The 20,365-nt window shown below is 67.3% G+C and carries 18 protein-coding genes; 14 read left to right on the top strand and 4 right to left on the bottom strand.

The window, feature by feature from the left end; all coding sequences use genetic code 11:
• Positions 1-27 precede the first annotated feature (27 nt).
• From KXD96_RS21780 to KXD96_RS21765, 4 genes are read left to right on the top strand one after another with little or no spacing between them, the layout of a single operon-like run.
• On the top strand, positions 28-1,587 hold the full coding sequence (locus tag KXD96_RS21780) for an NAD(P)/FAD-dependent oxidoreductase (RefSeq protein WP_260745487.1): 1,560 nt from the start codon (positions 28-30) through the stop codon (positions 1,585-1,587).
• A gap of 9 nt (positions 1,588-1,596) precedes the next feature.
• Positions 1,597-2,715: a PHB depolymerase family esterase gene (locus KXD96_RS21775; protein WP_260739729.1), complete on the top strand. Its 1,119-nt coding sequence runs from the start codon at positions 1,597-1,599 to the stop codon at positions 2,713-2,715.
• Entirely contained in the window at positions 2,715-3,095 is a 381-nt protein-coding gene (locus tag KXD96_RS21770) for an ester cyclase (protein WP_260739727.1), read from the top strand. The genes KXD96_RS21775 and KXD96_RS21770 overlap by 1 nt, the downstream gene beginning before the upstream one ends.
• Positions 3,092-4,132: a TIGR03857 family LLM class F420-dependent oxidoreductase gene (locus KXD96_RS21765; protein WP_260739725.1), complete on the top strand. Its 1,041-nt coding sequence runs from the start codon at positions 3,092-3,094 to the stop codon at positions 4,130-4,132. The genes KXD96_RS21770 and KXD96_RS21765 overlap by 4 nt, the downstream gene beginning before the upstream one ends.
• Before the next feature lie 98 nt (positions 4,133-4,230).
• Here the strand turns inward: KXD96_RS21765 and KXD96_RS21760 are convergent, their stop codons facing one another.
• Entirely contained in the window at positions 4,231-5,727 is a 1,497-nt protein-coding gene (locus KXD96_RS21760; RefSeq protein WP_260739723.1) for an acyl-CoA carboxylase subunit beta, read from the bottom strand.
• Between the two features lie 84 nt (positions 5,728-5,811).
• On the opposite strand from KXD96_RS21760, the gene KXD96_RS21755 reads away from it, so the two are divergent.
• Genes KXD96_RS21755 through KXD96_RS21740 form a run of 4 tightly spaced genes read left to right on the top strand, consistent with a single transcriptional unit; the run spans position 5,812 to position 9,739 of the window.
• Entirely contained in the window at positions 5,812-6,834 is a 1,023-nt protein-coding gene (locus tag KXD96_RS21755) for an LLM class F420-dependent oxidoreductase (protein WP_260739721.1), read from the top strand.
• On the top strand, positions 6,831-8,066 hold the full coding sequence (locus KXD96_RS21750; protein WP_260739720.1) for a cytochrome P450: 1,236 nt from the start codon (positions 6,831-6,833) through the stop codon (positions 8,064-8,066). The genes KXD96_RS21755 and KXD96_RS21750 overlap by 4 nt, the downstream gene beginning before the upstream one ends.
• A 48-nt stretch (positions 8,067-8,114) precedes the next feature.
• Positions 8,115-8,936, top strand: coding sequence for an SDR family NAD(P)-dependent oxidoreductase (locus KXD96_RS21745; protein ID WP_260739719.1), 822 nt, complete (start codon positions 8,115-8,117; stop codon positions 8,934-8,936).
• 50 nt (positions 8,937-8,986) lie between these two features.
• The gene (locus tag KXD96_RS21740; protein WP_260739718.1) at positions 8,987-9,739 is read left to right on the top strand and encodes an SDR family NAD(P)-dependent oxidoreductase; all 753 of its coding nucleotides are present in this window, start codon (positions 8,987-8,989) and stop codon (positions 9,737-9,739) included.
• Here KXD96_RS21740 and KXD96_RS21735 read toward each other — a convergent pair.
• Together KXD96_RS21735 and KXD96_RS21730 are read right to left on the bottom strand one after the other, a co-directional pair.
• Entirely contained in the window at positions 9,732-10,889 is a 1,158-nt protein-coding gene (locus tag KXD96_RS21735; protein WP_260739717.1) for a Zn-dependent alcohol dehydrogenase, read from the bottom strand. The two genes, KXD96_RS21740 and KXD96_RS21735, sit on opposite strands and share 8 nt — an antisense overlap.
• Positions 10,886-12,112: a cytochrome P450 gene (locus tag KXD96_RS21730; RefSeq protein ID WP_260739716.1), complete on the bottom strand. Its 1,227-nt coding sequence runs from the start codon at positions 12,110-12,112 to the stop codon at positions 10,886-10,888. The genes KXD96_RS21735 and KXD96_RS21730 overlap by 4 nt, the downstream gene beginning before the upstream one ends.
• A 119-nt stretch (positions 12,113-12,231) precedes the next feature.
• Here KXD96_RS21730 and KXD96_RS21725 point away from each other — a divergent pair, with 119 nt between their 5' ends.
• The 6 genes from KXD96_RS21725 (at position 12,232) to KXD96_RS21700 (ending at position 18,390) form a co-directional block, all read left to right on the top strand.
• Positions 12,232-12,618 carry a Rieske (2Fe-2S) protein gene (locus tag KXD96_RS21725; protein WP_260739714.1) on the top strand — a complete coding sequence of 129 codons (387 nt, stop codon included), beginning with the start codon at positions 12,232-12,234 and terminating at the stop codon, positions 12,616-12,618.
• Positions 12,615-13,658: an amidohydrolase family protein gene (locus KXD96_RS21720; protein ID WP_260739713.1), complete on the top strand. Its 1,044-nt coding sequence runs from the start codon at positions 12,615-12,617 to the stop codon at positions 13,656-13,658. The genes KXD96_RS21725 and KXD96_RS21720 overlap by 4 nt, the downstream gene beginning before the upstream one ends.
• Positions 13,655-14,809: an amidohydrolase family protein gene (locus KXD96_RS21715; protein ID WP_260739710.1), complete on the top strand. Its 1,155-nt coding sequence runs from the start codon at positions 13,655-13,657 to the stop codon at positions 14,807-14,809. Before KXD96_RS21720 ends, KXD96_RS21715 begins: the two co-directional genes overlap by 4 nt.
• A gap of 130 nt (positions 14,810-14,939) precedes the next feature.
• Positions 14,940-15,911 carry an alpha/beta hydrolase gene (locus tag KXD96_RS21710; RefSeq protein ID WP_260739709.1) on the top strand — a complete coding sequence of 324 codons (972 nt, stop codon included), beginning with the start codon at positions 14,940-14,942 and terminating at the stop codon, positions 15,909-15,911.
• A 95-nt stretch (positions 15,912-16,006) separates the two neighbouring features.
• Positions 16,007-17,149 carry an acyl-CoA dehydrogenase family protein gene (locus tag KXD96_RS21705; protein ID WP_260739707.1) on the top strand — a complete coding sequence of 381 codons (1,143 nt, stop codon included), beginning with the start codon at positions 16,007-16,009 and terminating at the stop codon, positions 17,147-17,149.
• Positions 17,146-18,390, top strand: a complete 1,245-nt coding sequence (locus KXD96_RS21700; protein ID WP_260739705.1) for an acyl-CoA dehydrogenase family protein — start codon at positions 17,146-17,148, stop codon at positions 18,388-18,390. The genes KXD96_RS21705 and KXD96_RS21700 overlap by 4 nt, the downstream gene beginning before the upstream one ends.
• Here the strand turns inward: KXD96_RS21700 and KXD96_RS21695 are convergent.
• On the bottom strand, positions 18,387-20,354 hold the full coding sequence (locus KXD96_RS21695) for a SpoIIE family protein phosphatase (RefSeq protein WP_260739703.1): 1,968 nt from the start codon (positions 20,352-20,354) through the stop codon (positions 18,387-18,389). The genes KXD96_RS21700 and KXD96_RS21695 overlap by 4 nt on opposite strands.
• Between the last annotated feature and the right edge of the window lie 11 nt (positions 20,355-20,365).

Raw genomic sequence — 20,365 nt, 5'->3', positions numbered from 1 at the left:
ATCGGCGCCGGCTTCTCCGGCCTGTACATGCTGCATCGGCTGCGTCAGTTGGGCATGCGGACCCGCGTGCTGGAGATGGCCGAAAACGTCGGCGGCACCTGGTTGTACAACCGTTACCCCGGCGCTCGCTGCGACATAGAAAGCATCGAATACTCGTACAGCTTCTCCGAAGAGATTCAGCAGGAATGGGTTTGGACCGAATCGATGCCTGCCCAGCCTGAGATCGAGGCCTACCTGAACTTCGTCGCCGACCGGCTCGATCTTCGCCGCGACATCCAATTCGGCACCAAGGTCGTCGCGATGACCTTCGACGAGGGCGCCGCCGCGTGGCTGGTGCGTACGCAGGGCGGCGAAACCTTGCGGGCCCCGTTCGTCGTCGCCGCCTCCGGCATCCTGTCCGTTCCGCTGAAACCCGACATCCCCGGGATGGACAGCTTCGCCGGGACGTCGCTGTACACCAGCAATTGGCCCAAGGAGGGCTTCGACCTGACCGGGAAGCGGGTGGGCGTCATCGGGACCGGTTCCACGGGCGTTCAGCTCATTCCCGTCGTCGCCGCCGAGGCGCGGCGGCTCTGCGTGTTTCAGCGCTCGCCCGCGTACACCCTGCCGTGGCGCGTGCACCGGTTCGAGGCCGGCGAGCTGGACGAGATGAAGGCCCGCTACGACGAAATCCGCGCCGCCCAACGGGCCCACCCCATCGGGGCGGCGCGGCTGAGCGCCTTCTCGGTGCTGCTGGAGATGCTGGGCAGGCCTCCGCTGAAGTCGGCCACCCGCGAAGAGCAATTGCGCGCCATCGAGGAACACGGCGTCATGGGCGCGCTCAACTGGGGCGACATCTTCTTCGACATCGAGGCCAATCGAATGGCCGCCAAACTCTACGGCGAGGCGGTGGCCCGCATCGTCAAGGATCCGGAAACGGCGGCCTCGTTGGTGCCCGTCCATCCGTTCGCATGCAAGCGACCGATCATCGATCAGGGTTACTACGAGACGTTCAACCGGGACAACGTCACCCTCGTCGACCTGCGCAAGTCACCGATCCGCGAGGTGACGCCCGGTGGCATCCGCACCGAGGAGCATTGCTACGAATTGGACGTCATCGTCTACGCCACGGGATTCGACGCGATGACCGGGGCGCTGTCCCGCATCGACATTCGCGGCCGTGGCGGAATGTCGCTGGCCGAGTTCTGGGCGGGCAAGGGCCCGCTGTCCTATCTTGGTTTGGCGGTCGCCGGCTTCCCGAACCTCTTCACCATCCAGGGTCCGGGCAGTCCCAGCGCCGCCACCAATTTCGTCGCCGCGCTGGAACAGCATGTGGAGTGGATCGGTGATTGCATCGCACACCTGCGGGACCGCGGGATCCGCACGATCGAGGCGCTGGCCACCGCGCAGCAGGAGTGGGTCGACCACGCCACCGCGCTCGTCGCGCCGACCGTGCTGGTCCACCCGTCGTGCAACTCGTGGTACAACGGCGGCAACGTGCCCGAGAAGAAGCGGATGTACATGGGCTACACCGGCGGAATTCCCGAATACCGGCGCCGCTGTGACCAGATTGCGGCAGGCGGATACGCCGGATTCAAGCTGGCTTAGGTGAATGGCATGTCGAAGGTGACGCGCGGGCTGGGGCTCGCCAGGGAGGCGACCCGCGAGCTCGGCATGTTATTGCCCCGCACGCTGGCCGGGCTGAACGAATCGACCGGCTGGGCGCCGGTGTCGCCGCGTGGCGTGCGGCAGTTCGGCGAGGTCATGCTGGATGAGCTTGTGCTGAGCAGCTTTTCGCTGCTCGGCGGGTCCCCCGCGGCGATCCGGCCGCTGGCCGGCTGCACGGCGGCGGCCGAAGAACTGTCCGCCCTGGGCATCGACCGTGCGCACGCCGACCCTGCGCCGCTGCGCGCGATCTCGGTGCGGCGGCGGCGCATCGGCAATCTCGCGTACGAGCGGATGGCCTTCGAGCACGATCCGGCGTTGCCGCAAACGCTGGAAGCCGAGGGTCTGGGCGGACCGGCGAGGGCGGTGGTGCACCTGTGCCGGCACACCGACGGCCCGAGGCCGTGGCTCGTCTGGGTGCACGGCGCCGGTCAGGGCGGCACCGAAGACCTGTTGCTGAGTCGCATCGGCCGAATACACCACCAGCTGGGATTCAACGTCGCGCTGCCGGTGCAGCCGGGCCACGGCTGCCGGCGTCGGGACTGGCCGGCCTACCCCGACATGGACCCCGTGGGCAACGTCGCCGGCATGATGCGCTCGGTGTCGGAGATCCGCGCGGTGGTGCGCTGGGTCCAACCGCGGGCGAGTGCGGTTGTGGTGGCGGGGATTTCGATGGGTACTCCGGTCGCGGCGCTGGTTTCGCACCTGGAGAGACAGATCGATGCGGTGGCGCTGTACACGCCGATCCTGGGGCTGAACGCGATGATCGCGCGGCACCTGGGGCGCTGGGGATCCTCGCGGGACGGATACCGTGAGCTGCTGGCGTCCCCGGAGGTCGCGAAGCTGACGTCGGTGATCGATCCGCTGCGGGCGGATCCGGCACCGCCGCCGGATCGCCGGCTCATCGTCGGCGCCTGGCACGACCGGATGGCCATGCGCGACCCCACGGTCGAATTGCAAAAGCGCTGGGGTGGGCGGCTGTACTGGTATGACGGCAGCCACGTGGGACACATCTTCTCCCGGCGGGTGCAGCGGGTGACCGATCGATTCCTGCGCGAGGTGGCCGGCTGATGGCGGCCCCGCGCACGGCCCGTGAAGTGGTCGAGCTCTACAACCTGGTCGTGTGGAACGAGTGCGACCTGAGCCTGGCCGAGGAGCTGTTCGCCGACACTGTGATTCGGCACGGGGTGGGGGAGGCACACACCCTCACCCGTGAACAGGCGGTCAGCCGGGTCAAGGACGTCTGGGGGATGTTCGACAAGTTGCGCTTCGACCTGAACGTCGTCGCCGCCGGCGACGACGGCGAGCACGTCGCGATCGTCTACGACTCGTCGATGACGGCCAAGGACGGCACCGAAACCAACGTCGCCAGCATCGAGATGTTCCGCGTCGTCGACGGGAAGATCACCGAAGTCTGGAATTGCGGCTACCAGCAAGGAGTTTGGAGTTGACCGATCGCATGCTTGATGAATTGGGCTATTACCTGCTGGCCGGTGCCGGTGGGGAGGGGCCGGCCACGCTGGTCGACGAGGCCCGCCGCGGTGAGGAGCTGGGCTTCGGCACCGCGTTCATCTCCGAGCGCTGGAACGTCAAAGAGGCGTCGTCGCTGACCGGCGCCGCGTGTGCGGTGACCACCCGCATGCAGATCGCCACCGCCGCAACCAATCACAACACCCGCCACCCGCTGATCACCGGATCGTGGGCCACCACCATGCACCGGCTCTCCAGCGGGCGCTTCACCCTGGGCATCGGGCGCGGCATCGCGGCGATCTACGGGGCGTTCGGCATACCGGCGGTCACGACCGCGCAGATGGAGGACTGGGCCCGGGTCATGCGCCGCCTGTGGCACGGCGAACTGATCTTCAACCACGACGGACCCATGGGCAAATACCCGATCCTGTTCCTCGACCCGGACTTCAACGAGGACATCCGGCTGGCGCTGGTGGCTTTCGGGCCCAAGACCCTCGACCTCGGCGGCCGCGTGTTCGACGACGTCATCCTGCACACCTACTTCACCCCCGAGACGCTGCAGCGCTGCGTGGCGACCGTCAAGTCCGCGGCCGAGAAGGCCGGCCGCGACCCGGACAGCGTTCGGGTATGGTCGTGCTTCGCGACGGTCGGTGACCACCTGCCCGAAGAGCTGCGGCTGAAGAAGACGGTCGCCCGCCTGGCCACCTATCTGCAGGGCTACGGCGACCTGATGGTGCGGACGAACAACTGGGATCCTGCTGTGCTGCAACGCTTCCGGGAAGACCCGGTGGTGACTTCCATCGCAGGCGGGATCGACCACAAGGCCACGGCCGAGCAGATCGAGCACATCGCGACGTTGATTCCCGGTGAGTGGCTCGAGCCGTCGGCCACCGGGTCGGCCCGGCAGTGCGCGGATCGGGTCCGCAAGGAATTCGACTACGGGGCCGACGCGGTGATCATGCACGGCGCGACGCCGGACGAACTCGAGCCTGTGGTCGCGGCGTATCGGGCCGGCTGACCGCGAGAGTGCAACTAGCGGCGCATTCCCCGAGAGGCGCCGTCGGTGGTTGCACTTTCGCGAAGGCCGGGTGCGTGGCATCGCGCGGATGAAGAGCGCTACGGCAAGATGACGGTCCGGCTGACCGGCTCCGCGGCAGCCTGCCGGCTGGACAGGCCGCGCCGCAAGGCGGCGAGCAGGGCGTCCCGGGTCTCACCGGGGTCGATGAGTTCGTCGAAACCCATGTGTTCCGCCGAGCGGTAGGACGCTTGCAGTTCCGCGTCGCGCAGCCGGGCGGTGAGGTCCTCGCCGGCGTGCGAAGCCCGGCTGAGCGCCGCGGCGCTCATCGCGCCCATCGTCGCCCCGGGATAGGCGAAGGTCGCGACCTGGTGGTCGAAACCCAGCAGCGACATGACCATCGAGCCGAATCCGTACGCCTTGCGGAGCGTGACGTGCAGTTTCAACGTGGTGGCCGCGGTCTGGGCGGCGAACATCCGCCCACCGGCGCGCAGCACACCGCTGCGCTCGGAGCGGCTTCCGGGCAGCATGCCGGGGTTGTCGGCGAGGAAGACGATCGGCAAGTGGAACGAGTCGGCCACCAGGATGAAGTGCGCTGCCTTGTCCGCGGCGTCCGCGTCGATCGAGCCGGCGATCACCTGGGGCTGGTTGGCCACCACCGCGACCGGATGCCCCCCGAGATGTGCCAGCGCGCAGATGATCGCCCTGCCGTACTGCGGCTGCACCTCGAACCAGTCCGGCCGGTCGAAGATCACGTCCAGGACGGCGCGCATGTCATACACGCGGCGGTTGTCGCGGGAGATGATGTCGAGCAGTTCCGGTGTCTGCCGCGGCTCGCCGGTCTGGTCGGCGGGTAGCGGCGACGGGTAGGACCAGGCGCTGGGCGGGAAGTAGGACAGGTAGCGCCGGATGTCGTCGAGCACATCTTCGTCGCTCTCGGCGACGTTGTGAATCACCCCGCTGGGCAGCGCGACATCCGGCCCGCCGAGATCCTCCTTCGAAATGTCTTCGCCCGTAGACTCTTTGACCACGGGCGGGCCGGCGGTGAAGATGGCGCCCTGTCTGCTCATGATGCGGAAGTCACACACCGGCGCGACGAGCGCGCCGTGTCCCGCCGAGGGGCCGAGCACGGCGGCGATGGTCGGCACCCGGCCCGAGCACTGCGCCTGGGCGAGCAGGTCGGTGGGGGTGCGCCCGTAGTGACCGCCGGTCGGACGAAACCCGGCGCCCTCGAGCAGCATCACCAGCGGAACCTTGTCCCGCAGCGCGAGTTCTGCGATGCGGTAGCGCTTCGAGTTGCCGCCGGGCCCGATGGTGCCGGCCATTGTGGTGAAATCCTCGGCGCCGAGCATCACCGGTGAGCCGTTGATCAAACCGGAGCCGACGACGATCCCGTCGGCGGCGACCTGGCCCCCGACGAGGGTGCCGATTTCACGGAATGACCCCGGGTCCAGCAGCCGGTCGATGCGCGCGCGGGCGTCGAGCTTGCCCTTGCCGCGGTGCTTGTCGAGCCGCTCCGGCCCGCCCATTTCCAGCGCGTGCTGACGACGCCGCTCGAGGTCGTCGAGCGTTTCTCCCCAGTCCTGGGTTTTCGCCATGCCTATGTCCTACCTCATGGAGTTTCGTCGCGCGATCAGATCCGCAGGGTCACATACTGGATTGCTTACTGTAAAGTTACCCGCATGGCCGACGCCGCCCGCCTCAAGATCGACGGGGGCATCCCCAATCGACTGGCCGAGGCGACCGAGGCGGCGGTCGCCCTGGAACGCGACGGGTATGACGGCGGCTGGACGGCGGAGACCAGTCACGACCCGTTTCTGCCGCTGCTGCTGGCCGCCGAGCACACGTCGCGGCTGCAACTCGGCACCAACATCGCGGTGGCGTTCGCCCGCAATCCGATGATCGTCGCCAACATCGGTTGGGACCTACAGGCTTACTCGAAGGGCCGGTTCATCCTCGGCCTGGGCACCCAGATCCAACCGCATATCGAAAAGCGGTTCAGCATGCCGTGGAGCCATCCCGCGCGCCGGATGCGCGAGTTCGTCTCCGCCCTGCACGCGATCTGGTCCGCGTGGAAAGACGGCGGCAAACTGCGTTTCGAGGGCGACTTCTACACGCACAAGATCATGACCCCGATGTTCACGCCGGAGCCGCAACCCTATCCGGTGCCGAAGGTCTTCCTCGCGGCGGTGGGCGAAGCGATGACCGAGATGTGCGGCGAGGTCGCCGATGGTCACCTCGGACATCCGATGGTTTCCAAGCGCTACCTCGACGAGGTCACGATGCCGGCACTGCTGCGCGGCATGCAGCGATCGGGCCGGCGCCGCAGAGACTTTGAAGTGTCGAGCGAGGTGCTCATCGCGACCGGCGAGAACGAGGAAGAGCTGACGTCGGCCACCGCCGCCGTGCGCAAGCAGATCGGCTTCTATGGGTCAACGCCCGCTTACCGCACGGTCTTGGAGCTACACGGTTGGGGAGACCTGCAACCCGAACTGCATCGCCTGTCCCTTGCGGGTGAGTGGGACGCCATGGGTGCGCTCATCGACGACGAGGTGCTCGCCGCCTTCGCGGTCGTCGGACCGGTGGACGCCGTCGCCGCCGCGCTCAAAAAGCGCTGCCAAGGCGCGGTCGACCGGGTCCTGCCGATCTTTCCGAATGCTTCTCAGCACTGTATTTCGGCCGCACTGAAGGAGTTTCGCGAGTGAGCACAACCGCGGTAGACGAGTCCGCCAAGCTGTTGGCAGATCCCTTGGCCTACACCGACGAACAACGCTTGCATGCGGCGCTTACCCACCTGCGGGCCAGCGCACCGGTGTCCCGGGTCGAGGTGCCGAACTACCGGCCGTTCTGGGCGATCACCAAGCACGCCGACATCATGGATATCGAACGCGAAAACATGCTGTTCACCAACTGGCCCCGGCCCGTCCTGACCACCGTGGAGGGAGACGAGCAGGCGCTCGCGGCGGGCGTCCGCACGCTGATCCACCTCGACGATCCGCAGCATCGGGTGGTGCGCGCGATCGGCTCCGACTGGTTCCGCCCGAAGGCGATGCGAGCACTCAAGGTTCGGGTCGACGAGCTCGCCAAGATCTATGTCGACAAGATGATGGCCGCAGGCCCGGAGTGCGACTTCGTACAGGAGGTGGCGGTCAACTACCCGCTCTACGTGATCATGTCGCTGCTGGGGCTGCCGGAGGTCGACTTTCCGAGGATGCTCAAGTTGACCCAGGAATTATTCGGCAGCGACGACTCCGAATTCAAGCGGGGCGCCAGCAGCGAGGATCAACTGCCGGCGTTGTTCGACATGTTCCAGTACTTCAACGGGGTAACCGAGTCGCGCCGCGAGCACCCGACCGAGGACCTGGCGTCCGCGATCGCCAACGCCCGCGTCGACGGCGAGCCGCTGTCGGACATCGACACCGTGTCGTACTACCTCATCGTCGCCACCGCCGGCCACGACACCACCAGTGCAACCATCTCCGGTGGCCTGCAAGCGCTCATCGAAAACCCGGACCAGCTCGAGCGCCTGCGCGACAACCTCGATTTGATGCCGCTGGCCACCGAGGAAATGATCCGCTGGGTCACCCCCGTCAAGGAATTCATGCGCACCGCCACCGAGGACACCACCGTGCGCGGGGTGCCCATCGCGGCGGGGGATTCGGTGCTGCTGTCCTATGTGTCGGCCAACCGTGACGAGGATGTCTTCGTCGACCCGTTCCGCTTCGACGTCGGGCGCGACCCCAACAAACACCTCGCCTTCGGCTACGGGGTGCACTTCTGCATGGGCGCGGCGTTGGCCCGCATGGAGGTCAACAGCTTCTTCACCGAACTACTGCCCAGGCTCAAATCCATTGAACTGACCGGTGAGCCGAAACTGATGGCCACCACCTTCGTCGGCGGCCTCAAACACCTGCCGGTTCGCTACGCGCTGACCTGAACGCAAGGCCCTACCGTCCTCGTTACACTCCACGTGGAGGACTGGGCAATGACGCGTAGGACGATTGTGATCACCGGTGCCAGCGACGGCATCGGCGCCGCGGCGGCCCGCCGGATGCGCCGTGGCGGCGCGAACGTCGTACTGGTCGGCCGGACGGAAGGCAAGACCGCGGCCATGGCCGCGGAGCTGGACGCCGGCTATTTCGTGGCCGACTTCGCCGACCTGTGCCAAGTGCGGGCACTGGCGGACAAGATCCGCTCGGAGTGCCCGCGTATCGACGTCTTGGGCAACAACGCCGGCGGCGTCTTCAGCAAGTTGCGCACCACGGCCGACGGCCATGAGATCACCCTTCAGGTCAACTACCTGGCGCCGTTTCTGCTCACCACGCTGCTGCTCGACGTGCTCGTCGCTTCGCGCGCCACGATCGTCAACACATCGAGCTCGTCGCAGCGGCTGCTCCGCCAGGTCACCCTCACCGATTTCGAGACGACCGGCCGGCGCCGGCCGAGCACCGCCTACGCCCTGGCGAAACTGGCAAACATCTTGTTCACCAGGGAATTACATCGGCGCTACAACGCCGACGGGCTTTCGGCCGCCGTCGTGCATCCGGGCTTCGTCAACACCAACATCGGCCACTCGTCGGGATCGCGATTCCTGACGACCATGCAACGCACCCCGGTGAGCCGCCTCATCAAAACCGCGGATCGGGGTGCCGACCAGCTGGTCTGGTTGGCCACCAGCACGCCCGGCGTGGACTGGTCTTCCGGCGAGTACTACTCCGGGGGCAAAGTCGCGAGGGCCAACCGCGCGGCCGACGATCCGGTGCTCGCGCGCGAACTGTGGGATCGCACCCTGGCCAAGGTTACATAGCAGCCCGAGCCTCCCGGCGGCGCCGTGGAGCCGGGCTAGACTCGCATCCCGTGGAAACTGCTCACCACCCGGCCCTGGTGACCGGTGGCGCGTCCGGCATCGGGCGTGAGGTCGCCGCACGGCTGCGCGAAGCGGGCCACCACGTCGTGGTGTGGGACCTCTCGAACGCCGACATCGCCTGCGACGTCAGCGATCCCGACGCGGTGTCTGCCGCTATGGAGCAAACCGTGCGCGACCACGGCACGCCGACCCGGATCGTCACCTGCGCCGGAGTCGGTGCGTCGGGCCTGCTGCTCGAGCAGGCGCCCGCGGAATGGAACCGCGTGTTGGGCGTCAACCTCACGGGCACCTGGCTGACCATTCGCGCGGCCGCCAGGGCCATGGCCGACGCAGGCGTGGGCGGCTCGATCGTTGCCGTCTCCAGCATCAGCGGCACTCTCGCCGACCGGGACATGGGCGCCTACTGCGTGTCGAAGGCCGGGGTGGACATGCTGGTGAAGGTCGCCGCCGCGGAGTGGGGCGTGCACGGCATTCGGGTGAACGCCGTCGGGCCGGGCGTTACGCGCACCCCCATGCTGGCGAAACCCGAACAGCTGCCGGGCTGGGTCGAAGCCCTGTCCGAACGGACGGCGCTGGGCGGCCTGGGGGACCCCGCCGACGTGGCCGCAGCGATCGTCGGCGTCCTCGAGTTGCCTTGGGTGACGGGGCAAGTCGTGCACGCAGACGGCGGCCTGGCGCTGCACAGTCCCATCGACGCGTATGGCCAACTGCAGCGGGTGATGCGCCGGAAAGGCCTCAGCTGATTCCGAAATCGATGATGCCCCTGATGATTCTGCCGTTGCGGAGGTCATCGTAGGCATCGTTGATCTCGTCGAGGCGGTAGCGGCGCGTGATCATCTCGTCGAGCTGAAGTTGCCCGGTTTGATAAAGCCCGGCCAGCCGGGAGATGTCCGCCCTCGGGTTGCACGAGCCGAATATCGTTCCCGCCAGCGTCTTGTTCATCAGGATGAAGTCTTGCAGGTCGATCTTCACCGACCGGGTCAGCTGCGAGGTCATGCCGGTGAGCACACAGGTGCCGCCCTTGCGCGTGAGCTGCAGCGCGTCGCGGACGTCGGCGGCGGTGATCAACGAAGGCGAGACCACCACCGCGTCGGCCATGACGCCGTACGTCAAGCCCCGCACGAGGTCCAGCGCCTCGGCGACCGTCGCCACACTGTGGGTCGCGCCGAACTGCAACGCCGATTTCTGCTTGAAGTCCACCGGGTCCACGGCGACGATTTGTGCGGCGCCGTTGATCCGTGCGCCCTGGATCGCACCCGTGCCGATTCCGCCGGCGCCGACGATCACGACGGTGTCACCGCCGCGCACGCCGGCGCGATTGGCGGCCGAACCGTAGCCGGTTGGGATGGCGCACGACAGCAACGCGACCGGCGCCAGCGGGAGATCCGGCTCGACTTTCACCAGTGAATTCGTAGACACCACAGTGTGTTCGGCGAACGCCCCGACCTTGGCCAGATGTCCCAACGGCCGGCCGTCGGCGGTGTGATGACGAAAGGTACCGTCGGTGGGCATGCCGGGGGTGAGGGTGAAAGCACCGACGTCGCAGATGTATTCCATGCCGGTCGCGCACCAGCGGCACTGCCCGCAGACCGCGACGAACGACATCACCACGTGATCACCGGGGGCGAAATCCGTTACCCCCTCGCCGACTTCGCGCACGATGCCCGAGCCCTCGTGGCCGCCGATCGTCGGGAACATGGTCGGCAGGCCGAGGGACCGCATCACCTCGTTGGGTGCCGACATGTCGCCCTTGAGGATGTGGTCGTCGGAGTGACACAGCCCGGCCGCCGCCAGCTCGACCAGGACTTCCCCCGCGCGGGGCGGGTCGAGCTCGAATTCCTCGACCGACCAGGGTCCGCCGACATCGTGCAGGATCGCCGCGCGGCTTCTCATTTGACCGGGGCGAAGGTGACCGGAAGCTTGTTGGGGGAGCGGAACGTAAGCCCGACGATCTTGGATTCCTGGCCGGTTCCATCGTCGGCCACGAAGGCCAGATCCTTGACGCGGTCGAACAGGCTGTTCAGCATGACCCGCGTCTCGAGCCGGGCCAGATGCATGCCGAGACACATGTGGATACCGCCGGCGAACGCGATGTGCGCCTGGCGGGGCCGGCGGATGTCGAAGGTGTTGGGGTCGGTCCAGCGGCTCTCGTCACGGTTGGCCGAGCCCATGCACATGTCGATCTGCGCGTCGGATGGGATTGTCTTGCCGCCGATTTCGACCTCTTCGGTGGTGGTCCGCATGACCATCGTCAGTGGGGTTTCGAAGCGCAGGCCCTCTTCGATCGCCATCGGTATCAGCGACCGATCCTGGTAGACGAGCGCCAGCTGCTCGGGGTGGGTCAGCAGCAGGTACAGCAGGTTGCCCGACGACCGATAGGTGGTCTCCAGCCCGGCGGGCAGCAGCAGGCGCAGGAACGCGATGATGGCCTCGTCGGAGAGCTTCTCGCCCTCGATCTCGGCGGCGACCAGGTCGCCGATGATGTCGTCGGTGTGTTTGCGCCGCCGCTGCTCGACCTGTTCGAGGAAGTAATCGTGCAACTCCGCCGCCGCGTTGAGCCCGGCGACGATGTCGGTCGGGATGGAGATGAGGTCGAGGGACAGGCGCCGGAAGAGGTCGAGATCCTCGGGAGGCAGACCGAGCAGCGTGGAGATGATCCGGGTCGGGAACTCGAACGTCACCGCCTTGACCAGGTCCGCCTGGCCGTCGTTCTTGATTTCGTCGACGAGTTGATCGCACACCGGCCCGATGACCGACGGCTCCCAGCGTTCCAGCGCGGTGGAGCGGAAGGCCTTGGCCACCAGGTTGCGGTGATCGTGGTGCTCCTTGCCGCCCATCGCCAGGATGGTGTGGCCCATCACCAAACCGATGGTCTCGTCGTACTTGTGCGAGCTGAAGATGCGGTCGTCGCGGAACGCCTGGAACACCGCGTCGTAACCGAACAGCACCCACTCGTCGTTCGGGCGCAGCTCTTCCGGCATCTGGGAGTGGTCGGCCAGTGCGCCGTGCCAAACCGGTTCCGTGCGCCTCATGTACTCGAAGAACGGGTAGGGGCTGGTTTCGCCGGTGAGGTCGAGTGCGACGGGCGGGTTCGCGGGGTCGGTACTGAGCGACATCAGCGCTGCTCCTGAGCGGCCGTAAGCGGATTGGTACGCGGAATATTGCTATCATAGTATAAATAGCAACTAAGCCCAACGGGCTTGTCGTGGTTACCGTAACGGGCACAGTATTGAGCTTGCGTTGGTCAGAGGTGGTGATGCAGGTGGCCCAGCGGCGATTCGTATGTGCTCTGGACGATCTGCCGCCCGGCGCGATGAAGCTGGTCGACGTCGGAAAGTTCGGTGTCGGGGTGTACAACGTGCGCGGCGAGCTCTACGCGATCGTCAACTATTGCTCGCATGAGGGCGCCCCGCTGTGCCTCGGTTTGATCGGTGGGACCAACGAGTTCGACCCCGGCGAACCCGGCGGGGTGCGGCGTGTCCGCGACGGTCAGATCGTCCGATGCCCTTGGCACAACTGGGAATTCGATATCACCACCGGACAAAATCTCGCCGATCCGACGCGCCGTGTCCGCACCTACCCGGTCGACGTCACCGACGGGGAGGTGTACCTGACCGCATGAGCCGGATCATCGATGCCAACGTGCAGCCACATTTTCGCTCCAACGCGGAGATACGGCGCTATCTGCCCGCGGCGCATAGGTTGAGGTCGATCCCCGACGTCGAGCAGCAGTGGTATCAGGCGCCCGGCGGCGACTACCGCCAAGACCTCTACGGGGAGCACTACCCCGGGTCGGACCCGGAGACGGTCGGCCGCGACCTGTTCGCGCAGGGTGTCGAGTACGCCATCCTCAATCCGCTGACCCGCGGCAACATCGCCGACTACCTGCTCAACAGCAGGATCTGCGCGGCGGTCAACGACTGGCTGCTCGACCGCTGGCTCGAGCCCGACAACGCCGATCGATTCCGGGGCACCATCCGCGTCAATCCGGAAGACCCCAAGGGGGCCGTGGCGGAGATCGAGCGCCTGGCCGATCACCCGAAGCTGGTGCAGGTCGGCGTCCCGCTGCAGTCCCGCGAACCCTATGGCAAGCCGATGTTCGAGCCGATCTGGGAGGCCGCGGCCGCCCACGGGCTGCCGGTGGCGGTGCACATCAATGGCGGCAATGGCGTCGACTATCCGCCCACCTTCGCCGGGCACGCCCACACCTATCCGGGATACGCGGCGTTCATGCCGCTGAACTACTTCGTGCACCTGGCCACCCTCATCGTCGAGGGCGTGTTCGGCAGGCACCCCGGCCTCAAGTTCGTCTTCGCCGACGGGGGCTACGACATCCTCACCCCGTTGATCTGGCGGCTGGACACCTTCTGGGTGTCGATGCGCGATCAGACGCCGTGGGTGGACCGCTATCCGAGCGAGTACCTGCCCGGCCATGTCAGGTTCTGCTCGTCGGCGTTCGACGGCCCGACCGACGCCGGCGAGATGCGCCGCTGGATGGAGTTCAGCGGCAAGTCCGACCTGCTGATGTACGGATCGGCGTATCCGCATTGGTCCACGTCGCCGCCGGAGGCCGTGGCGGAGGGTCTCGACGCCGCGCAACGCGACAAGGTGCTGTGGCGAAACGCAAGCGAGTTGTACGGGCTGAAGGAGCGTGTCCGATGACCACGATCGAACGGGTCGAGTCGCCGACCGACCACGACGACGAAATAGCTGTCACCATCGTCGACACAGACGTGCACCCGTTGCCCGTCTCGACCGACGTGCTCAAGTCGTACGCGGCGCCCGAATGGGTGGACAAGATCTGGCCGACCGGCAACGCCGTCGCCCCGGTGCCGCATTTCTACGACACCCCGGACTCGTACAAGACATCGTCGCTGCGTATGGACGCGTGGCCGCCCAATGGGGGAGTCGCGGGCAGCGACCCCGAGTTCGCCGCCAAGCAACTGCTGCTCGATGCCGGCGTCAGCATCGCGACGCTGGAGCCCATGTGTGACGCCCAGCTGCCGCAGGCCGAACATGTTCTCAAGTCCGCCTACAACGACTGGCTTGCCGACGTCTGGCTTGACACCAACAACCAGCACGGCCGCTGGCGCGGATCGATCAGCGTCAGCGCGCAGACGCCCGAGCAGGCGGCGCGGGAAGTCGAACGGTGGGCGGGGCACCCGTACATGGCCCAGGTGCTGATGACACCCCAGACCCGCGGAATCCCTTTTGGGAACCCGCATTTCGACCCGCTTTATGAAGCCGCGTCGCGCCACGGTTTTCCGGTGGCCACGCACCTGATGGGGCAGACGCCGTTCGAGCTGATCCCTCTGTATCCGGTTGGCAATCCGGCGCATTGGCACGACTTCTTCGCCTCCTGGCCACTGCTGTACGTCTCGCACCTGATGAGCCTGGTGTTCGACGGCGCGTTCGACCGCCACCCCGACCTGCGGGTGGTATTCGTCGAAGGCGGCTTCACGTGGGCGATGCCGGTGATGTCGCGGATGGACCGCATCTGGGAGGCGCGCCGCGGCGACCTGCCCCACGTGCGGCGCCGCCCGTCGGAGTATGTGCGCGAACATGTTCGGTTCACCACCCAGCCGCTGGAAGACGCCGACACCGTGCAGTTCCGGGAGTACCTGGAGATGATGGACCTGGGTGACAACCTGATGTTCTCCACGGACTACCCGCACTGGAGCTACGACTCGCCGGCCTATGCGATCAACCGATTCCCGGCCGACCAGCGGGAGCGGATCATGCGCGGCAACGCGACCGCTCTGTACGGGCTACCGGCGACGGTCAAGGCGCTCCCCGGAGAACGCCAAATCTGACCCGAGCGCGGGCGGCAAGCACCTCATCTTTCACCACCCGGAATCGCAGGTCTACCTTGAAGGGGGCTTCCGGCACTTCGCGCGCCGGGACCGGACGAGCCCCCACGACGAGCCCGGAAGATGAGAGGGTATGACACAAACGAATCTGACACGGCCGCAGGGCCTTACCCGGATCGACCCGGTGCTCCGGGAGGCCGCCACCGCGCTGGGCGTCGCCGAATTCCGCGCCGAGACGCTGCCCGCCGAACGCGAACACGCCAACCGGCTCGCCGCCGAGCGCGCCGCGGCGGCCGACACCGCCGATGTCGCCATCGAAACCCGCACCATCGCCGGTCCGGGTGGCCACCAGCTGAATCTTCGCCTCTACCGGGGTCCCAACCTGGAGCGAGCCGAGTCGGGCTTGCCCCTTGTCCTGTATGCACACGGCGGCGGCTTCGTGACCGGGAACCTCGACACCGATCACGCCCAATGCGTGGAGCTGGCCAGAGAGGGCGGCTGCCTGCTGATATCGGTCGACTACCGGCTCGCGCCCGAGCATCCGTGCCCCGCGGCGTTGGACGACGTCGAGGCCGGCTTTTACTACGCGATCCGCAATTGCGCCGAGCTGAACGTCGACGTCAAACGCATCGCGGTGATGGGCCGCGACGCGGGTGCGGCGCTGGTCGCCGGCCTGAGTCAGCGCATGTTCGATGACGAGGGCCCGCAGATCCTGGTGCAGATCCTGCACCAGCCGATGCTGGACTCCGACGCCACCCAGTCGCGGCGGGAGTTCCAGCGCACGCCGGGTCTCAATGGGCCGGCGGTGAGCCGGGCGTGGGGTCATTACCTCGGGCACGCGAGCGCCAGCGGTCAACACGTGCCCGCGCACCGGGCGAACCTCGAGGGCCTGCCGCCCACGTTCATCAGCTGCGCGGAGATCGATCCCTGCCGCGATGAAGCCATCGGCTACGCGAACCGGCTGTTGCACGCCTACGTGCACACCGAATTGCACGTCATCGCAGCGGCATTCAACGGGTTCGACTCGGTGGTTCCCGATTGGGTCGTTTCCCGGGAGAACCGGGCCCTGCACGCGCGTTCGCTGCGCCGCGTATTCGCCATGTAGGCGCGCGCAGCACTATCGACGGGACTCCGGTATCTCTTACCGTAGTGCCCGTTGCTACCATCGAAAACGCCGGCGAACTCTCCACGAGAGGCAGCATGACCACACTCGACTCTCCCGAGAAGACGCTGTTCACCTCGACGACCCAAGCCTTCCTGGAAAAGGAGGCGCCCCTGCGCCGCGTGCGCGAGTTGCACGCCGCGGGGGTGTCGTTCGATCCGGCATGGTGGCGGCGCGCCGCGGAGCTGGGCTGGACGGGCCTGCTGGTGCCGGAGGAATTGGGCGGCGGCAGCGTCTCGGACAGCGGTCTGGCCGATCTGGCCATCGTCGCCGAACAGCTCGGCAAGACGGTGGCGCCCGGGCCCCTGTATCCGGTCAGCGTCGTGCTGGCCGCGCTTGTCGAGTGCGCGGACCCCGGGCCGCACACCGCCACCATCGAGGCGTTGATGTCCGGTGAAACGGTGGCGTCGTGGGCGGTTTCGGAGCCGGGCCGCGGCTGGGCGCCGCTGAATCCGTCGGTGACGGCCACGCCGACCGATTCGGGCTATCGCATCGACGGCGCCAAGGACCGGGTCGAGGCGGGCGCGCAGAGCGCGGTGCTGCTGGTGGTGGTGCGCTGCGGTAACGAGCTTCGCCAGTTTCTGGTCCCGACGGATGCGCCGGGCGTCACGGTCACGCCCCAGCAGTCGGTCGACCTGGTCAAGCAATACGCCCGGGTGCGTTTCGACGGTGTGATGGTGGACCGATCCGCGGCCGTCGGCACCGCCGCCGAGACCGCCGCGCTGGTAGACCGGCAGAGCCACATCGCACAGGTCCTGCAATGCGCCGAGGTGGTCGGCGCGTTGCAGACGGTGTTCGACCTGACCGCGCAGTGGGCGCTGGATCGGCACACGTTCGGGCGTCCGCTGGCGTCCTACCAGGCGCTCAAACACAAATTCGCCGACATGAAGCTGTGGCTGGAAGCCTGTCGCGCCACCACGGCCGCGGCGGTCGCCGACGTCGCCGCCAACGCGCCCGGGGCGGGCATGTCGGCCAGCGTGGCCAAGTCCTACGTGGGCGAGATGGCCGGCCAGATCGTCCAGGCCTGCGTGCAGATGCACGGGGGCATCGGCGTCACCTGGGAACACGACCTGCATCTTTACCTGCGCCGGGTCACGTTGTACCGCTCCATGTTCGGGACACCAGAGGAACACAACCTGCGCGTGTACGAATACGAGAAGGCGGGGCGGTCGAACCGATGACGGCGACCGAATCCGTTGCCGACTTCGCCGCCAGGGCCAGGGCGTGGCTGGCGGACAACATGCCCCCTATCGACCCCGAGTCCCCGCCGCCCGCCCCGCGCGACGACGAGCGATCCTGGGTGCGGGCCCGGGAACTGCAAAAGCGGCTCTACGAAGGGGGATTCGCCGGCATTTGCTTCCCCCGCGAGTACGGCGGCCTCGGCCTGGACTACGAGTATCAGAAGGCGTTCGACGCGGAATCCCTCGCCTACGAGATGCCGCTGATTCTCAACACTCCCACGTTCACGATCTGCTGCGCCACACTGCTCGACACCGGCAGCGAGGATCAAAAGAAGCGACACATCGCGGCGGCGCTGCGCGGCGACGAGGTTCTGGTGCAGTTGTTGTCCGAGCCGAGCGGGGGATCCGATCTGGCCGGCGTCATCACTCGAGCCGAACGTCGCGGCAACCGCTGGATACTCAATGGGGCCAAGACGTGGAGCACGAGCGCCTTCGCCGCCGACTACGGGCTGTGTCTGGCCCGCACCAATTGGGATGTGCCCAAGCACGAGGGCCTGACCATGTTCCTGGTGCCCATCGCCCATCCGGGAATCACCTTGCGGCGCATCACCATGCTGAGCGGTTCCACCGAGTTTTGCGAGGAGTTCCTGGACGAGGTGGACGTCGGCGGCGACGCCGTCGTCGGGGAGGTCGACGGTGGCTGGGCGGTGGCGTCGCGACAGCTGTATCACGAGCGCCGCGCGGTGGGTCAAGGGTCGGAGTTTGCCAGCGGGAGCGGTAGCGAGGGTGGTAACGCGAATCCGGTTGACTATGTGGGCCTTATCGAAAAGACGGGGCAGGCCGGTAACGAACGCGTGCAGCAGATGGCCGGCCGCGCACTGGTACAGCGCGCGGTGGCCGAGCAGCTGATCGGCCACGTCTACCGCAGCGTCCGAGACGGCACGCTGCCGCCGGCCGCGGGCACGCTCATCCGGCTGTTCCACGCCGAGACCGTGTTCGTGGATGTCGACACCGCCATGGCGATCGCGGGAAGCGCCGGGGTCGTCGGGGAACCCGGCGAAGGCCTGGAAACCGGGCTGCGCTACCTGGCCCGCCAGACCGTCGCGATGGGCGGCGGCACCACGGAGATGGCTCGCAACGTCATCGGCGAGCGGGTGCTGGGCCTCCCACGGGAATTCGCGGCCGACCGCGGCGTGCCATTCAAGCAGGTGCGGCACGGCCAGCGGTCCGACCGCCCCTAGCCCTCCGCGACGAGGTTCTCGGCGAGCCCACCGGCAACGGGGAGTTGTACCAACGACAGGACATGGTGCGCTGGGCTTCCCGGCGGAGCCACCAGCACATACTCGCTGCCCTGTCGTAGCGCTCGCTCGCGGGCGGCGGCCAGCGCGCTGACCCCGGCCGAGCCGAGCTGGGTCACGGCACTGAGGTCGATCGTCAATGGCGCTACGCCGGAACGGCTTTCGACCGCAATCTGGCGATCCAGGGTGGATGCGGAATTGGAGTCGACGTCGCCGTTGACGACTATGCGGCCCGGTTCGGTGACCACGGAGGCAAATTCGGAGTTCATCGACCGCTGCTGGTCTCTCCGGGTGACGAGCGTGTCGGTGACGAAATTGGCCGGCCGCGACAGGCGGTGCGTCAAGCTGGCGGTGGTCCCGCCAGGACCGTGGCTGACGTGCGCGCTGGACACCAGGGCTTCGGCCATGGCAAGTCCGCGGCCGCGGCCCTGCTCGCCCTCGCGATGATCCTTCCACTGCCCGTGATCGATGACCGATGCGTACAGCTTGCCGTCTCCGGCCAGCGACGCCTCAACGGCGACTCCGTCGGAAACCTCTGCGGCGTAACCGTGTTCGACCGCATTCTCGACGAATTCGGAGACCGCGTGCACGATGTCGGAAATGTCGTCGGCGGCGGCGCCGACGTCGGAGAGCCACTGGCGCAGGCGGGCGCGAACCGCGCGTGCGGCGTGAATCGTGGCGTCCAGCGTCATCTGGAGCGGTGGCGGTGGCGTGCGCCGTTGCGCCGCGAGCAGGGTGATGTCGTCGTTATAGCCGGTCGACCGCAGCAGCAGCTCCAAAGTCTCCGAACAGATACGGTCGATGCGCCGTGCCGAGGACTCGATGACGAACCCGCTTTGACCGCCGGCGACGTTCGCGGCCAGATCGGCGAATTCGGCGGTGCTGGCCATCAGCGGCCGGCCCGGGCGTTCGATCAGACCGTCGCTATAAAGCATGACCGTGTCGCCCACGTCAAGAAACTCGGTGCGCACCGGGAAACCCGTGCCGCTGCCCAGCGGGCCGGCCCCAGACGGCTCGAGGTAGCGCGCGGCGGCCTCCGCCGTGACGAGCAGCGGCGGCGGGTGACCGGCGGTGCAGTACTGGAATTCGCCCGTGGTGAAGTCGAGCGATCCCACGCACACGGTGGCAGACCTCGACCCGGGCACATGTTCGTGGAACCGGTCGACCGCCGCCAGTGCCTCGGCGATCGGATGTCCCGCCAAGATCTGCATCCGCAGCGCGGTGCGCAATTGCGACATCACCGCGGCCGCTTCGACGCCATGGCCCACGACGTCGCCAACGATGACAACCAGTCGATCCCCAAGGGGGACCGCATCAAACCAGTCGCCGCCCGCCCCGGTGTCCTCCGCGGCGACGAGGTACTCGGCGGCCACGTCGGCGCCGGGAACGACCGGGACCGACGGAGCCAGCAACGCCTGCTGCATAACGGTGGCCGAATCGCGGACGTTGCGGTACCGCTCGGACAACTCCTGCATGCGCGACTCGGCGGCCAGCCGTGCCCGCACCCGGTCGGTCACGTCGACGAAGGCGAGTTGCACGCCGTCGATCGAGCCGTCGTCGCCGCGCCGCGCGGTGACGATGAAGTCGAAGAAGTGTTCTTGTGCTGCCCCCGAGCCTTCGAAGTCGGCCTGCACCCGCCACTCGGTCCCCGATTGCGGCTCGCCCGTTTGATACACCCGGTCGAACATCTGCAAGATCTGCTGGCCCTCGAGCTCGGGATAGACCTCACGCACCAGCAGCCCGATGCTGTCGACCGGCGGACTGAGTGCGCGGTAAGCCGCGTTGACCGCGACGAAGCGGTGGTCGGGCCCTTCGAGCCCAACCAACAGCGCGGGGACGTTATCGAAGGTGCGGCGCACATCGTCGGCCGCACCCACGGTCTTGTCCCAGTCTCTGTCAGCGGCCATTGGCCGTTCCT

The organism is Mycobacterium sp. SMC-2, assembly GCF_025263485.1.
GTDB lineage: Bacteria > Actinomycetota > Actinomycetes > Mycobacteriales > Mycobacteriaceae > Mycobacterium.
The sequence above is the reverse complement of the archived record's forward strand: the minus strand, read 5'-3'. Positions and strand labels throughout refer to the sequence as shown.